Raw genomic sequence first — 13,969 nt, 5'->3', positions numbered from 1 at the left:
GGGGCGGCCGCTTTACCATGTGCCGAGCTGTCCGTCTAGTACACGCAATTGCGTACTAGGCCGCCCTGTGAAGCTCACGAATTCTTGACCGTATGAGCGGTTTGTCCCCGGCTGGTGGCACGGTCCCGATGACCTTCCGCGTGCTGGGGCCGCTGGCGCTGACGCGGGGCGACGACTCGATCGTTCTGCAGCCGTCGAAGGTGTCCTGCATGCTGGCCACCTTGCTCGTGCACCCGAACGAAGTGGTCGACACGGGTCACCTGCAGAATGCGATCTGGGGCGACGATCAGCCCTTGGCGGCCAAGGCTGCCTTGCAGACGTGTGCGATGCGGTTGCGCAAGCTGTTCGGCCGGCATGGGCTCGGCACGTCGTCCATCGAGACGGTGCCGGGTGGCTACCGGTTCGTGGCATCCGGCGAGACTCTGGATCTGGTCCGATTCCGGGAACTCGCGGCGGCTGCCGACGCCGAACCGCGACCAGATCGCCGGCTGGAATTGCTGGACGGCGCTCTGCAGCTGTGGAGCGGCCCCCTGCTGGCGAACGTGCCGTCCGAGTGGCTGCACCGTGACGTCGCGCCCCGGCTCGACGAAGAACGGCTCACTGTACTGCGGCGTCTGTGCGAGTTGAAGATCGACCAGGGAATGGCTGCCGCGACGGTGGTGCAGCTCTGGGATGCGACCCGGCGGCGGCCCGGCGACGAGAGCCTCGCGGAACTGCACATCGAAGCGCTCTATCGCGCCGGTCGTCAGAGCGACGCGTTGGCAGAGTTCCACCGCATCAAATCCTTCCTGGCCGATGAACTCGGTCTCGATCCAGGGTCGCGCTTGAAGAAGATCGAGCTCAGCATTCTCAAGGGAGAGCCGCGGCCGGAAGTACGGCAGGAGACGGCCGCGGCTGCCGTGCCGAAGGTGCGGCCGGTCATCACCTTCATCGGACGCGATTCCGTGGCGGCCGAGATCGCGGGCCGGCTGTCGCGGGACACCGGGCCGGTCGTGCTGACCGGCATGTCCGGCATCGGTAAGACGGCGCTGGCCCGGCACATCGCGACGACGTTCCGCGAACACTTCCCCGGCGGGCAGAAGACGCTCGGAATGCGGGCCGCCGACGGCTCGGCTCGGGTGTTCGGAGAGATCGTCGGCGAGCTGGCGTCGTGGCGGACGTGGACGGACAGCCGCCGTGGACTGCTGATCCTCGATGACGTCGTCGGCGTCCAACAGGCCATAGCGGTCGTCTCCGCCGCCGCGGCCAGGAGGGACGCCGTCCTCGTGACGAGCCAGCATGGGCTGTCCGGTGTGATGGCCCGGTTCGGCGGGCGAATCGTGCGCGTGTCCGGCCTCGCTCGTGACGAGTCAGTGCGTCTGCTGGCGATCCTTCTCGGGCCGGATCGGGTGGATGCCGACCCGGCGGCGGCCGATGAACTCGCCGACGTGTGCGGGGACCTCCCGCTGGCGCTGCGGATCGCCGCGGCCCGGATACAGACCAGGGACACCGGTCTGGCGGAGTTCGTTGCGTGGCTTCGGGAGAATCCCACCAGCAGGCTGTCTCTGCCCGGTGATCCGGACATGACCTTGACGGCCCGTTTCGAACGAGTGGTGAGCCGGCTGTCGCCCGTACTGGCCGATGCCGCCCGCAGGCTGGCCGGCGCCGAGGCCGACATCGATGGCCAGGCGGCCGTCGGGTTGTTGAGATCAGTGCCGGAATCCGCCGAGCACCTCCTGGACCAACTGGCCGACGCGAGCCTCGTGGAGGAGTTCGGAGGGCGGTATCGAGTCCCGCGCCTGATCCGGTCGTACCTGCGCAGCATGCACGACGAACGACAGTCGACGCCTCAGGTCGGCGTCGTCCTTTCGACCCCTGGAATGGAGACCCCTTGAGCGTCGCATTCGACTCGGTCGCCGACACCCGCCCACGGGTCGGCCGGGATGTCCTGTTCACCGCCTCGTACGACGGCGTGCTGTTTCACACGTCGTCCGGTGGCTTCAAGATTGCGTCCAGCAGTGCCTATCGGCTGGCGGCGCTGCTCGTGCCGGTCCTCGACGGCACCCGCTCGGTCGCGGAACTGTGCGGGAGGCTGCCGGAGCCGCAGCAGGAGATGGTCGGGCAACTGGTTCAGGCGCTGTTGTCCCGAGGCTTCGCACGGGATGTGCCTGCCGACCAGGTCGACCCGGCGGAACTCCTGGGAGCACCGGTAGCGGCCCAGTTCGAGGCGCAACTCGGCTACCTCGATCACTATGCCGACCACCCGGCGCGCCGGTTCGCGGACTTCCGTCAGGCGACGGTGGCCGTCATCGGCACGGGCCCGGTGGCGCACGCGTGCACGACGGCGTTGGTCCGCAACGGACTGGCTCACGTGACCGTCTTCGGCGACATCGACGCAGCCGTGGAGGAGGAACGGGCCGCGCTGGCGGAAGCGGGAGTCGATGCGACGGTCGCCGTCCGCGACTACGACCCGAACACTCTCGGCTGGGACGACCTGGGCGGAGCGGAGCTGGTCCTCGTGGCGGGCGGCGACGACGCGCCCGAGGTGACCCACCGGCTGCTGTCGTCCGGCCCGGCCGGGGCGACGGTGCTGCCAGCCTGGAGGCTCGGCTCGCAGGTGGTGGTCGGGCCGGCGTCCGGCACGGGGCGGCGCAGTTGCTGGTACTGCGCGCTGCTGCGGCTGACGCCGTCGACACCGGGTGACGCCTCGCGGACCTGGCGATCGCTGGCCGTCGGCCACGCCGCAGCGGGAGCTTCGCGGCGGCTGACCGGTCCGCCGGCGGCGATGATCGGCAACCTGCTGGCGTTCGAGGCGTTCCGGCTCTCGACGGGCGCGCCCGAACCGGAGACCGACGGCCGGGTGATCCTGCAGGACGTCGAAGCCTTCGACGTGACGACGGAAGACCTGCTGCCCCACCCCGAGTGCACGTTCTGCGCGCCCGAGCCACCCGCGGTGGCCCATGGCGTCGCCTCGCTCGACGAGGATCCGGCCGCGGTCGCCGATGCCGAATCCGATGAGGCGGTGGAGAGGGCGATCCACGAGCTGGATGCTCGCGACCTCCTCCTGCGTCCCCGGGTCGGCGTCTTCTCCGGCTACGGCGACGAGATGTGGGAGCAGACCCCGGTGCGGATCGGCACCGTGGGTTTCTACGACGCGGCCGGGACGCAACGCCGGGTGCACGCCTTCGACGTGCACCATGTGCTGGGCGCGCGGACCCGTGCGCTCGCCCATGCGTCGGTCGCCTACGCCGAGGGGTTCGGCGTCCGGTCGGCCACTGGCGATGCGCCGGGTCCGGACGCGGCGACCGTCACGGGCGTCTCCCTGCTCGACGGTGAGCGGGTGTCCGTCCCCCGGGCGGCCGCGGAGCCGCTGGGGCCGGCGAACGCCGACGGTCTCGTGGAGCCGAGCCGGGCCGGGGCGGGAGCCGGGTTCGACGTCGAATCCGCTGTTCGCGACGCGTTGTCGTCGGCTCTGGGATTCCGGGCGCTCACGACGTCGATCGCGGGCGGCGCGTCACTTCGGATTCCCCTCGACGGGCTGGCCGAGGATCCGGCGCTGCTGTTCCTGACCAAGGCGGCGGTCAATCTGGGCGTCGACGTCGAGCTCCTGGACCTGGGGTCCGGCGCCCTCGGCGGGATGCAGGTGGTGCTGGCCCGCAGCGTGGAGCCCGGCGGCGAGGGTGCCCCGGTCGACAAGACGTGGACGATCGCGGCCGATCCGTCCTGGCGGCGAGCCGCGACCCGAGCCATGTGCGACCTCATCGGTCAGGTCCAGCTCCGGCGGCAGTCGGCGCCCGGCGCCGCGGAGGCGGTGACCGGGGCCATGCTGGACGGCCGTGACCCGCTGTTGACGGACTTCGACGCCGACACCCTCGTGCCCTCCGGATCGGGGCCGGCGCGGATCGCCGGCCACGGCAGTTGGTCGGCGGTGCTCTCCGGGATCGCCGAAGCGGGACTCGACGTCGTGGTGGTCCCGCTGGGCGGCGCGGATCTACGTCTGGGCGGCATCGTGGCGGTGCGGGTGGTCCTGATCGACCGGGCGGACCGATGACCGGAGCCGTGCTTCCCGGGCACCGGTTGGGCTGCACGGACGAACGATCGTCCGAGGCCGGGGCGCTGCACAGCCGGGTGCTCGTCTACGGGCGGTACATCCTGCTCGCACCGGTGTCAGGGTGCGCGCGCTGTGTGGCCCGGCGCTGGCAGGCGGTGCGCCCGACCGAGGTTCGAGAGGTGGTCGAGACCGGCGGCGCGACCCTGGAGGCCGGCGCCTGGCCGTTCGCGAACCCGTTCGTCGAGACCGCCGTGCGAGCGGTCGCCGAGGCCACCGCCGGCAGCGACGACGTGTTCACGCTCGACGCGCAGACACTCGGTGTGCAACGAATTCGGCTGATCGCCGACGAGGAGTGCCCGGCGTGCGGGCACCGCGATCCGGACGAGCCGCAGGAGTGGAAGCTCGCCCACAGCCCGAAGCCCGCGCCGGAGTCGTTCCGGGTGCACGCCGCCTCTCACTACCCACTGGATGCGCAGAGCCTGGTGAGCCCGGTCTGCGGGCCGTTCGGAGCACACGTGTGGCCCGATCTGAGCTCCACGTCGACGGCGGCGGTGGTGGGGATGTTCCATGCGCGGTCGGATCGGATGCTGCGCGAGTTGCTGTACGGCGGACACACCAACAGCTACGCGGCCAGCCTTCGGCACGGACTGCTCGAGGGCTTGGAACGGCACGCCGGGCTGCGGTCGACGAGCAAGAGCACCACGGTGGTGGCGAGTCTCGACGACCTGGGCGACGAGGCGGTGGACCCGCGTGAGACCGGCCTGTACAGCGACGACTTCTACGGCGCCGTCCCGTTCGTCGATCCCTTCACCCCGGACCGCCCGATTCCGTGGGTCTGGGGCTGGTCGTTCCGGGACAAGCGGCCGGTCCTGGTGCCGGAGATCTCGGTGTACTACTTCCGCAGCCCGCTCCGGGACCGGTTCGTCCAGGAGTGCTCCAGCGGCTGCGCGATCGGGGGCACCCTCGCGGAGGCCGTCTACCACGGGCTGATGGAGGTGTTGGAACGCGACGCGTTCCTGCTCGCCTGGTACGGCGGCCGGCCCCTTCCGGAGATCGACCCGGCGACGAGTGCTCGTCCGCAGACTCGAATGATGGTCGACCGGCTGGAGATGCTGGGCTACTCGGCTCGCTTCTTCGACGCCCGGGTCACCTTCGACATCCCGGTGGTGACCGGTGTCGCGGAACGTCTCGACGGCGGGTTCGGAACGCTGACGTTCGGCGGCGGGGCCAGTCTCGACCCGGAAGCGGCGATGGAGGCCGCACTGTGCGAGATCGCGTCGGACTCGGTCAAGCTGGTCGCCCGGGCGCGGCGCGAGGAGCCTCGGCTGCGGTCGATGGTGACCGACTTCACGAAGGTGTGGGACCTGCACGACCACCCGTTCCTGTACGCACTTCCCGAGATGCGGCAGCACGCCGCCTTCCTGCTGGACGGACGGCCGGCCGCGCGCTCGGTCTCGGACACCTACGCCGGTCTGCGCACGTCCCTGCCGCTGTCCGACGACATCGGCGACGACCTCGAGATGTGCGTCCGGGCGGTGGCCGAGGCCGGGTTCGACGTGATCGCCGTCGACCAGACCTCGCCCATGCAGCGCGATCTCGGCCTGCATACGGCGTGCGTCATGGTGCCGGGGCTGTTGCCGATCGACTTCGGGTGGGCTCGGCAACGGGTGCTGACCATGCCCCGGCTGCGCACCGCACATCGAGAGGCGGGAGTCCGCGCCAGCGACCTGTCCGAGGAGGAGATCCATGCCGTCCCGCACCCGTACCCCTGAGGTGAGCCGATGATCAGCACAGAGGACTTCGCATACGAGTACGCGTCGGTGATCCGGCGGCGGAACCGGGACCCCATGCCGCACCCCGAGTTCGAGCCGGACTGGTCGGACAAACCGCGCCAGTTCAAGCACTACCCGGGTGCGTTGTCGATTCCCCTGGCATCGCCGCCGGCGGGGGTCCCGGCCACGACGGTGGCCGACGGGTTGTTCGCGGACGCGAAGGACGAGCCCTTCGACCTCGACCTGCTGGGCGGCATGCTGCGTGACTCGTACGGGGTCAACGGCCGCCGGCTGGCCGTCCAGGCGAACGCGGACGTCGTCGGGTATCCCTACTATTCGCGGGCCAACTGGAGCCGTGGGACGGCATCGGGCGGCGGGCTCTATCCCTGCAGCATCTACTGGGTCGCCGGGCCGGGCGCCGGGGTGATGCCGGGCGTCTACCACTACGCGCCGCGGGCGCACGCGATGGCCCGGCTCCTGGCCGGCGACGTGACCGGCTACGTTCGCGACGCTCTGGACGAGCCGGCTCACGCCACCCAGTTCCTGGTGGTGGGGGTGAAGTACTGGGCGAACTCGTTCAAGTACGCCAACTTCTCGTATCACGCCGTGTCGATGGACGTCGGCACGGTCGTGCAGACCTGGAAGCTCTGGGCCGGCGCCCGGCACCGTGTCGAGCCCCGTTTCTGGTTCGACCAGGAAGCGCTGGGCCGGCTCCTCGGAATCGAGTCCGACGCCGAGGGACTGTTCGCGGTGGTGCCGCTGACCTGGGCCGAGGGTGGGGACGGTCGCTCGGCGACGCCCGGCGCGGAGGTCCGGGTGCGTCGCCACGAGCACGAGAAGTCCAGGCGGGTGAAGGCGTTCGACCTGGTTCAGCGCATCCATCGGGCGACCGCCCAGGCCGCCACGGCCCGGCCGGCGACCGGGGCGCTGTCTCCCGCATCGGTCGCCTCGACGGCCGGTGCGGCAACGCCCCCTGCCGCGGGTGACGTCGTGTTGCCGCACCCGAGCCGGCTGGACCTGCCGATCCGCGCCGCGCTGCGGTCGCGTCGCAGCAGCTTCGGGCGGTTCAGCAGTCATCAGCCCATGGCGGCAGCCGATCTCGCGGCGCTGCTCCGGGCCTCGGACGCCGCCCGCATGCCCACGGAGATCGCCGCACCCGGCGACGGCGGGCTGGCGACGTTCTACGTCTTCGTCAACCACGTCCAGGGCGTCGCCCCCGGGGCCTATGCCTATGACGCGGGGAACCACCGGCTCCGGTTGATTCGCGACGGCGCTCAGGGTGCGTTCCTGCAACGCAACTACTTCCTCACCAACTACAACCTGGAGCAGGCGTCGGTCGTGGTAGTGCCGGCCATCCGGATCGAGGCGGTCCTGGACGCAGCCGGGGCGCGCGGCTACAACGTCGCGAACGCGACGGTCGGGGCGATCGCCCAGGCCTACTACACGGCGGCGGCCGCCCTGGAACTCGGATGTGGCGTCGCGCTCGGGTTCGACGGCGTCTCCTACATCGAGCAGCTCGGTCTGGAAGAGACCGGTGAGACTCCCCTGCTGATCATGATGGCCGGTCCCGAACGGGCGTCTGTGTCCAACTACCGGTACGAGTGCTGACGAGGTGTCGATGACCGCCGCAACTGAACCCGGTACCCGATCCCGGCAGCGTGGACTCGGCCGGTACTTCATGGCTCGTACGGCGACTCTGCCGTACGAGGCAGTGTCCGCCCTGGCCTGTGCCGGCACGACCAGCGCGAGCATGGAGATCCTGGACCTGGAGTCCGGACTGGCCGCCGACGCGGACCGGCTGAGCGACGTGCTGCACGGGCTGATCGGCGCGAACGACGATGCGGAGTCGCGCCGGCTGCTGCTGGCGCTGCGGCGAGGGATCCACAACGCCAAGCTGCCTGCCGACCGGGATCGCGCGCTGGCCGTGGTGACCGGCCTCGATCCGGCGGCAGGCGCTCAGGTGCGGGCCTGGCTGCGGCGCCGCGACCGGCTCGCGGAGCTGATCGATTCCCTGGGGTCGATGCTGGCCACGGAGGTCGCCGACAGCCGCGCGCAGCTCTGGCGCCTCGTGGACCGGCAGCCGTTGCGGGCGGGCCTGCAGGTGGCCTCGCCGGCGCTGGACCGGCAGCTCGACGCACTGTTCTCCGGCGGGCGGCCACCACCAGCCAAGAAGCTGCGCCGCATCGAGCGCTCCGTCGTGTCGTATCTCTACCGCACCGCGTGCAAGACCAGCCCGTTCAGTTCGTTCACCTCGGTCGCCGTCGGTGAGTTCGGCGACAGCCGGAACCTGGAGCCGGCGACGCGAGAACCGCTCCAGGGCTACGTCCGGCTCAACGTCGCGGCACTGGCGCGGATCATGGCCGCGGTGGCGGCCGACCCGGGTCGCCGTGGTGACCTTCCGGTCACCGTGAGCCCCGGTCTTCGCAAGGACACCGACCGGTTGCGCTACGTCCGCCGCTGGGTGACCCAGGGCGACGACGACGCGGCGGTCAGTTTCGACTCGATCAGAGACGGCATGTTCCACCTGCGCCGCGTCGGGCTGCTGGACCGGCTGATCGAACGACTGGACGACGGGAACCACTGGCGCTGGTCGGACCTCGCAGCCTGGCTGGGCGAGGAAGCCGAGGCTCCGCCGGACCAGGTCGAGGAGTACCTGGACGTGCTGTCCCGGCTCGGCATCATCCAGACCGGCGCGTTCGCCGTCGACGTCCATACGAGTGACCCCGTGCAGCGGGTGCGCGACACGTTGGCGGCGTTCGGCCTGCCATGGGCCGACCGCCTCGCCGGCGAACTGGGCGGCCTCCAGGAACTGATCGACACCTTCCGGCGCGGCGACGTGCCGCAACGGCGCGAGGCTGTGCACCGTCTTCGCGAGGCGGTGATCGACATCCAGGCCGGCCTGGGTGCCGAGTCGCCGTCGGTGCCGCAGACCCTCGTCTACGAGGACTGCCGGACGGAGAGCCGGCTGGAGCTGCCGGCGGCCGAGTGGGAGAGGCTCGCCGCCGACGATCTGGCGGCGGTCGAGGCCATCCTGCCGACCTTCGACATGACGCTGCCGCACCGGGTGACGTTCCAGGGCTTCTTCACCGCGCGGTACGGCCGTGGTGGTCGCTGCGACGATCTGCTGCGGCTCGTCGAGGACTTCCACGAGGACATCTACGACCAGTACCAGAAGCTGGCGGCGAACCAGAAGCCGTTCGACGCCGACGGAAACTTCCAGCCCGAGGAGAACTGGCTCGGCCGGCCGGAGATGGTGGCCCTGGACACCGCCAGGCAGGAGCTCGCCGCGTACCTCGAGTCGGTCGCGGCGGACCCGGCCGCTGCCGAGGTCTGCCTCGATGCCGATCGGTTGCACGCGATCGGCGGTGGACTACCCGGGCTGTTCGGCGGGTTCACGCCACAGTGCCACATGGTGCAGGTCGCCCAGGGCGGCGGCGCATCGGCGTTCGTCCTGAACCAGTCGATGGGCGGCGTGTCGTTCCCCTTCAGCCGGTTCACCCATGCCTTCACCGAGCACTCCGACGAGCTGAGCGTGGACCTCAGGTCCCAAGGAGCGGCCATCGCCCCGCGCGGAGCCGTGCTCGCCGAGGTGACGGGCGGTTCGGCCAGTACGAATCTCAACCTGCACACGCAACTCACCGACTACGTCATCGTGTGTCCCGGCGAGGTCAGCGACGTTCCCGCGGAGAACCAGCTGCCGCTCGCGGACCTGTCGCTGCGGCACGACGTGGACGACGATCGGGTGCTGATGTGGTCGGCCCGGCTGGACCGCGAAGTGGTCCCGGTCTATCTCGGATACCTCGTGCCGATGGCCCTGCCACAGTTGCATCGGACGCTGCTCATGCTGGCTCCGAACTCGCTCGCGGCGGTGGACGTGTGGCGCGGAGTCCCGGAGCCGCCCGCGGCCGACGGCGTGGTCGCCCGTCCGCGACTGGTGGTCGGGAGCGTGGTCCTCAGCCGGCGCAGCTGGTCGATGGCCGCGTCCGCGCTGCCACGGCGGACGGACGGGCTGGCCGACGCGGAATGGTTCCTCGGCTGGCAGCGCTGGCGGCGGCGCCACGGGTTGCCGGCGCAGGTCTTCGCCACGGTGTACGAGGGCTCCGGGCGTCCCAAACCTCAGTACGTCGACTGCACCAGTTACGTGTCGTTGCTGGTCCTCGAGGCGTCGATCAGCGCCGAGGACAGCCGGGTGGTGCTGCGGGAGATGCTGCCGTCGCCGGCGGACCTGGGCACCGGGCGGGTGACCGAGCTCGTCGTCGAGACCTACCCGTTGCCGTTGGAGGAGACTCATGACTGAACGCGATCAGCCGGGACAGTGGCTCGCGCTGCACATCTTCTATGCGTCGAACCCGCGGCCGATGGTGGCCGAGTGCATTCGACCGCTCCTCCAGCGGCTGACCGACGCCGACCTCGTCGGCCGCTATTTCTTCCTGAACTACTGGATGGAGGGGCCGCACGTCCGGCTGCGGCTCAAGCCGCGGTCGGCCTCCGACGAGTCCGCGGTCCGGGAGATGGCGGAATCGGCCATCGGCGAGTTCCTGGCTCGGCGCCCGGCGCTGTATGCGATGGACAGCGCGTATCGGGAAGACCTGCAGGTGATGCTGTTCCGGATGGAGTACCCGGACGGCGATCCGGACCACCTGATGGACGCCGATGGCACTCCGAAGATGCAGCCCAACAACACCTTCGACTACCGCCCGTACGAGCCGGAGTACGGCAAGTACGGCGGGCCGGCCGGCGTCGAGCTCGCGGAGTGGCACTTCCAGCACTCCACCGACCTGGTGATGGACCTCTTCGACCGGATGAACATGCACCACCGGCCGGTGGCGTTGGGGATAGCGGCCCAACTGATGGTGGTCATGACCAGCACGTTCCTTCCCTCGCGCGCCCGACTGCTCGACTTCCTCGACTCGTATCACCGGTTCACGCACCACTCCTTCGCCGCCACCGACTACGCCGACAACGTCGACTACGAGGGCATGTACGACCAGATGGCTCCGCAGCTGGCGCGCCGGTTCGAACCGATTCTCGATGCGCTGGAAGCCGGCCGGCCCGGCCGGTTGCCGCAGTTCCTGCATCACTGGGCGGATCACTCGGCCGACCTGCGATCCCGGGTCGTGGCCCTTGCCGAGGCCGGTGAGGTGGCCTTCGCCTATCCGGAGGGCTCGCCGCCGGAGACGGTCACCGATCCGGACCTGGCACTCTCGCGGCTGCTGTTGTCGTACGTGCACATGACCAACAACCGCATGTACATGACGTTGCGCGACGAGGCCTATCTCTCCTACCTGGTCGGTCGGTCGCTGCGGGCCGAGGCGGTGACGCCATGACCGCGGAGGTCGATCTCGACGCGTTCTTCGGTGCGCGTCCGCAGGTGCGGGAGGATCTGCTGATCTCGCCGGCGGTGATCCGCGGCCCCGACCGGATCCACCTGCTGAAGGTCCGGGGCGGGAAGGTGTTCGAGGTCTCGCCGAAGGAGCACTTCCTGATCAGCAGGCTGGACGGCCGGCGATCGCTCGCCGAGATCGGCCAGGAGTACGCCGACGAGTACCATCGGCGGCTCGGCACGTCGCACTGGTCACGGCTGCTGTGGCAGCTCGAACAGCGTGAGTTGCTGGCCGGGCCCGGCCGGGAGCGCCCGCCGGTTCCCCCGGGCCGCCTGCTGCGACGGGTGACGTCCGGCGCATCGTGGGTGTTCACCCGGCCGTCCGCCGTGGTGATCGTCGTCGGCCTGCTGGTCATGTACGCGGCCGTCGTGGCGCAGGCGACGTCGCTGTGGGGTGCGGCGCTGCCGGCGCTCGGCGACTGGCGATCCCTTGCGGGGCTGGTCGCGTTCATCTACGTCAGCGGCATGCTGCACGAGCTCGGCCACGCCGTCGCCGCGGTTCGGTTCGGTTGCTCCGACATCAGGATCAACCTGTTGATCCTGAGCTGCCGCGCGGAGGACTATCAGTTCCTCGAGTCTCGTCGCCAGCAGATCGTGATCGCCGCGGCCGGTGGCATCGTGAACAGCCTCATGGTCGTGCCGTTCGCGATCGCGTGGTTCAGCGGCTGGGCACCGAACGGGTTCGTCGCGGCCGTCGTCCTCGCCGGGTCCGTCCAAGCGCTGGTGAACTTCGTCCCGTTGTCGCCGCTGGACGGCTACAAGGTCGTCAGCCATCTGCTGGGTGCTGTGTCGCTGGCCCGGGAGAGCCGGCGTTTCCTCTGGTCGCGTGCTCGTCGATGGTTCGGGCGCGAGGTGCCGGAGTACGCGCCGCCGAGCCGGACCGCGCTGGCCGTCTACGGCATCGCCTGGCACCTCCTGGTGGGGTTCTCCGTCGTCGCCGGCATCGCCGTCGTCGGCGGTCTCCTGGACACCCTGATCGGTCCGGCCGGGTACGGCGTGGCGACAGCCGCCGTCGTCGTCGTTCTGTCCCTCTGGTTCGCCGCCCAGCGGGGACTCCCGCGTCGGATCGGCGCTCAACCCACGAGCGAAAGGGCACGTGATGCACGATCTCGTCATTGAAGTGGACCAGGTCTCGAAGTCCTACGGATCGGTCCGGGTGGTCGACGACGTCAGTCTCTCGGTGGTGCGCGGGGAGTTCATCGGACTGCTCGGGCCGAACGGCGCCGGAAAGACCACGCTGATCGAGATGATCGAAGGGCTGCGCGAGCCGGATTCCGGGACGGTGACCGTCCTCGGGCACCGACCTCATCCACGCGACTTGGACCTGCTGCCGCGCATCGGCGTGCAAACCCAGAAGTCCGCGTTCTTCGAACGTCTGACGGCGATCGAGCATCTGGAGACGGTCGCCGGGCTGTACGGGCGGTCGCCCGCCGACGCGCGGCGCTCGCTGGAACAGGTCGGTCTGGCCGACGCCGCGGACGTTCGCGTCACCAAAGTCTCCGGTGGGCAGCGGCAGCGTCTGGCGATCGCCGCGGCACTGGTGCACGAGCCGGACGTGATCTTCCTCGACGAGCCGACCGGTCCGCTGGACCCCCAGGCTCGGCGCGATCTGTGGTCCATGCTGCGCCGTCTCAAGGACGAGGGCCGCTCGATCGTCTTCACGACTCATCACCTCGACGAGGCCGAGGCGTTGTGCGACCGGGTGGCGATCCTGCACGCGGGGCGTATCGCCGCTCTGGACTCGCCGCGCACGCTGATCAGCGGTGCTGCCCTGGGATCGCAGATCCGGTTGCCGGCCGGCCGCATGACCGCCGCGGAAGCCGGTGCCCTGGACGGCGTCGACTCCGTGTCGGACGCCGGCGCGGACCTCGTCCTGCACACCCGGCACGTGGCCCGGGTGCTCGCGGCGCTGGGCCCGGACCTGGACGCCGTCACGACCAAGGGCGCCACTCTGGAAGACGTCTACCTCGAACTGATCGGAGCTCGGTCGTGACCGCATACCCGGCACTGGTGCGCAGTTCCTACAAGACGTACACCAGGGACCGGGTGACGGTGTTCTTCACCTTCGCGTTCCCGCTGATGTTCCTGGTGATCTTCGGGCTGATCTATGGCAATGACGAGGTCGCGGGCACCGGCAACAGCTACATCGACCTGATCGCTCCGGGCATCCTGGCGTGGGGGCTGGCTCATGCGGCGGCGTTCGGGGTGGCGTTCCCCGTCATGCAGTGGAGGCGCGACGATCTTCTTCGCATGATCCGGCTCACCCCCGCGCCGCTGTCGGAGGTGGTGCTCTCCCGCTTGACGATGGTGGTGGGCGTCGGCCTGGCGCAGGTGGTGTTGTTCGTCGGGGTGGCCATGCTGCCGCCGTTCGGCATGACCATCTCGAGCCGGTGGCCGCTGGCGATCCCGGTGCTCGTGCTCGGCATCGGCGCCTTCGTGGGGCTGGGCCTCATCATCGGGACGATCGGCAGATCGCCCGAGTCGGTCAGCGGCATCGGAACCTGCATCGTGGTCCCCATGGCGTTCCTGTCCGGAGCGCTCATACCGCTCGAACTGTTCCCCGACTGGCTGGCCGGGGTGTCCTACGCCATGCCGATGCGGTACATCCTCGACGGACTGGTGTACGCGCTGGCCGGGGCCGGTGAGGCCGGCGACTACTGGATCTCGCTGGGCGTTCTGGTGGTCCTGATGGCGCTGTTCAACGCCATCGGGATGCGCATCTTCCGCTGGAGTGACGACCAGTGAGCGTCACGACGGCTCCGGCCACCACTGCTGCCGGCGCAC

The 13,969-nt window shown here is 70.0% G+C and carries 9 protein-coding genes; all 9 read left to right on the top strand.

Annotated elements, in window-relative coordinates; translation table 11 throughout:
- Positions 1 to 128 precede the first annotated feature (128 nt).
- The gene (locus tag BLV02_RS08910) at positions 129 to 1,874 is read left to right on the top strand and encodes an AfsR/SARP family transcriptional regulator (RefSeq protein ID WP_069110854.1); all 1,746 of its coding nucleotides are present in this window, start codon (positions 129 to 131) and stop codon (positions 1,872 to 1,874) included.
- A complete protein-coding gene (locus BLV02_RS08905) occupies positions 1,871 to 4,030 on the top strand; it encodes a TOMM precursor leader peptide-binding protein (protein ID WP_069110855.1) in 2,160 nt (719 codons plus the stop codon). Before BLV02_RS08910 ends, BLV02_RS08905 begins: the two co-directional genes overlap by 4 nt.
- Positions 4,027 to 5,802 (top strand): TOMM precursor leader peptide-binding protein, encoded by a 1,776-nt coding sequence (locus BLV02_RS08900; RefSeq protein WP_069110856.1) that lies wholly within the window; start codon positions 4,027 to 4,029, stop codon positions 5,800 to 5,802. The genes BLV02_RS08905 and BLV02_RS08900 overlap by 4 nt, the downstream gene beginning before the upstream one ends.
- 9 nt (positions 5,803 to 5,811) lie before the next feature.
- Positions 5,812 to 7,410 (top strand): SagB family peptide dehydrogenase, encoded by a 1,599-nt coding sequence (locus BLV02_RS08895; protein WP_216094145.1) that lies wholly within the window; start codon positions 5,812 to 5,814, stop codon positions 7,408 to 7,410.
- A 142-nt stretch (positions 7,411 to 7,552) separates the two neighbouring features.
- Positions 7,553 to 10,099 (top strand): lantibiotic dehydratase, encoded by a 2,547-nt coding sequence (locus tag BLV02_RS08890; RefSeq protein ID WP_171906711.1) that lies wholly within the window; start codon positions 7,553 to 7,555, stop codon positions 10,097 to 10,099.
- Positions 10,092 to 11,129 carry a lantibiotic dehydratase C-terminal domain-containing protein gene (locus tag BLV02_RS08885; protein WP_069110858.1) on the top strand — a complete coding sequence of 346 codons (1,038 nt, stop codon included), beginning with the start codon at positions 10,092 to 10,094 and terminating at the stop codon, positions 11,127 to 11,129. The genes BLV02_RS08890 and BLV02_RS08885 overlap by 8 nt, the downstream gene beginning before the upstream one ends.
- Complete coding sequence (locus BLV02_RS08880) at positions 11,126 to 12,304, top strand: metalloprotease (RefSeq protein WP_069110859.1); 1,179 nt, start codon at positions 11,126 to 11,128, stop codon at positions 12,302 to 12,304. The genes BLV02_RS08885 and BLV02_RS08880 overlap by 4 nt, the downstream gene beginning before the upstream one ends.
- Entirely contained in the window at positions 12,285 to 13,178 is an 894-nt protein-coding gene (locus BLV02_RS08875; protein ID WP_069110860.1) for an ABC transporter ATP-binding protein, read from the top strand. The genes BLV02_RS08880 and BLV02_RS08875 overlap by 20 nt, the downstream gene beginning before the upstream one ends.
- Positions 13,175 to 13,930: an ABC transporter permease gene (locus BLV02_RS08870; RefSeq protein ID WP_069110861.1), complete on the top strand. Its 756-nt coding sequence runs from the start codon at positions 13,175 to 13,177 to the stop codon at positions 13,928 to 13,930. The genes BLV02_RS08875 and BLV02_RS08870 overlap by 4 nt, the downstream gene beginning before the upstream one ends.
- The last annotated feature ends 39 nt before the right edge of the window (positions 13,931 to 13,969 follow it).

This window comes from Jiangella alba (assembly GCF_900106035.1).
GTDB classification, from domain to species: Bacteria; Actinomycetota; Actinomycetes; order Jiangellales; family Jiangellaceae; genus Jiangella; species Jiangella alba.
This window is presented reverse-complemented; position numbering and strand designations above follow the sequence as displayed.